This is a genomic window from Novosphingobium sp. 11B, assembly GCF_054589055.1.
Window position 1 is genome coordinate 6495 of sequence record NZ_BAAILP010000288.1, and the last position, 1726, is coordinate 8220.

Here is a 1726-nt window from a genome sequence, read left to right on the forward strand (position 1 = left end):
TGCGCTCGTCTGGAAGATCGCCGATGCGGGCAGGGCGCGGGCGCATTTCGCGGACAAGCTGAAGCTGCGCCTGACGGGCGAGGGTTGCATATCATCCGGCTTCGCCATTCTGCCCGAGGACTTCCTCGGCGCGCGGCACGAATTCGTATAGCCTAGACGACGGCCTCGCTCTCCAGCGCGCAGGGGCTGTGGTCGTCGGTTTCGACCTGAATGGTCGGGTGGCCGATGCTGAACTCATGCTCGAGGTCATGGGCCAGGGCATGCAGGAATCCGTCGCCCGGCTGTCCGCCGGGCATGACGAGGTGCGCGGTGAGAGCGGTCTCGGTCGTGCTCATCGGCCAGATGTGCAGGTCATGGACGCGCACGACGCCCGGCCGCGCCTCGAGGAAGGCGCGCACGCGCGGGCCGTCGATGCCCTCCGGCACGCCCAGCATGCCCATGTGCAGCGAATCGCGCAGCAGGCCCCAACTCGACCATGCGATCACGACGGTGATGACCAGCGAGGTCACCGGATCGACGAGTGCCCATCCGGTATACGTGATCAGCAGCCCCGCGATCACCACGCCGACCGAAACCAGCGCGTCGGCCAGAAGATGCACGAACGCCGCCCGCAAGTTCAGGTCGGACTTCGAGCCCTTCGCGAAAAGCAGAGCCGAAAGCCCGTTCACCGCGATGCCGATGCCCGCGACGATCATCATCGTGGTGCCGCCCACCGGCTCGGGATCGGCGAGGCGGCGTACCGTCTCGACGAGGATCGCGCCGATCGCCACCCACAGCAGCGCCGCATTCGCGATCGCGGCGAGGATGGAGGAACTCTTGAGGCCGTAAGTGAAGCGCTCCGAAGGCGGGCGGGCCGATAGCACCGCCGCCGCCCAGGCAAGCGCCAGCGAAAGGACGTCCGACAGGTTGTGCCCCGCATCCGCCAGCAGCGCCATGGACCCGCTCGCGAAGCCCGCGATGACCTCTGTGATGACGAAGATGAGGTTCAGCGAGACGGCGATGGCGAAGGCGCGACCGGGATTTGCCGGCGCCGCATGCGCATGATGGTGCCCGTGGTGATGCCCGTGGCCGTGGCTATGCTGATGTCCGTGATGATGACCTGCGCTCATGGCCGAACGAGTGGCACGAGCGCCCGGTCGGCATCAAGCGATGACGTAACATCACGGCCGTATTACGTTTTTGCAGTGTTGCAGGCGCAGCAGCACTTTCCCTTTCCAGTGACATTTATGCCGCAGTGCAATATCGCGCGCGCACCATAAACTACTGAAATATTTTTGTTTTTTTGCAATAAATCGTGTTGTGTTACGCTTGTGTCACAAAATTTCGCGTTTGCGCACGCATTTGAGTCCTCACCGTCAGAAAGTTGTCATATCCCGCTGCTCTTAGCAGCCGCAGCAAATGCGGCGGAGCTGAAGCGTTCGTCGCACATTGTGACCACTCTAGTCTGACAAGATCAGGGGCATAAAATGAAACTCACCTCCCTCCTTTCCACGGCGACCAGCACGATCGCCGTTGGCGCCGCCTTCCTCGCGGTTCCCGCTTTTGCGCAGTCGACCGGTTCGGCCGACTTCGACGGCGACACCATCATCGTGACCGGCGGCCGCGTGAACCAGACCATCGGCGTGCGCACGCCCGACTCGCCCAAGGCGAAGGTAGAGATCGGCCAGGAACTGATCAGCGCGCAGCGCGCCGGCCAGTCGGTCAACGAAATCATCAACATGGTGCC

1 protein-coding gene and 1 pseudogene are annotated in these 1726 nt (G+C 63.4%); one reads left to right on the forward strand and one right to left on the reverse strand.

The genetic code is table 11. The annotated features are described in order from the left end of the window. Window positions 1-152 precede the first annotated feature (152 nt). Window positions 153-1109: a cation diffusion facilitator family transporter gene (locus ACYPYD_RS24845; RefSeq protein WP_459666144.1), complete on the reverse strand. Its 957-nt coding sequence runs from the start codon at window positions 1107-1109 to the stop codon at window positions 153-155. 357 nt (window positions 1110-1466) lie between these two features. Between ACYPYD_RS24845 and ACYPYD_RS24850 the strand changes: the two are divergent. Then, window positions 1467-1726 (forward strand): annotated as a pseudogene (locus ACYPYD_RS24850) (TonB-dependent receptor); the annotation flags it as partial.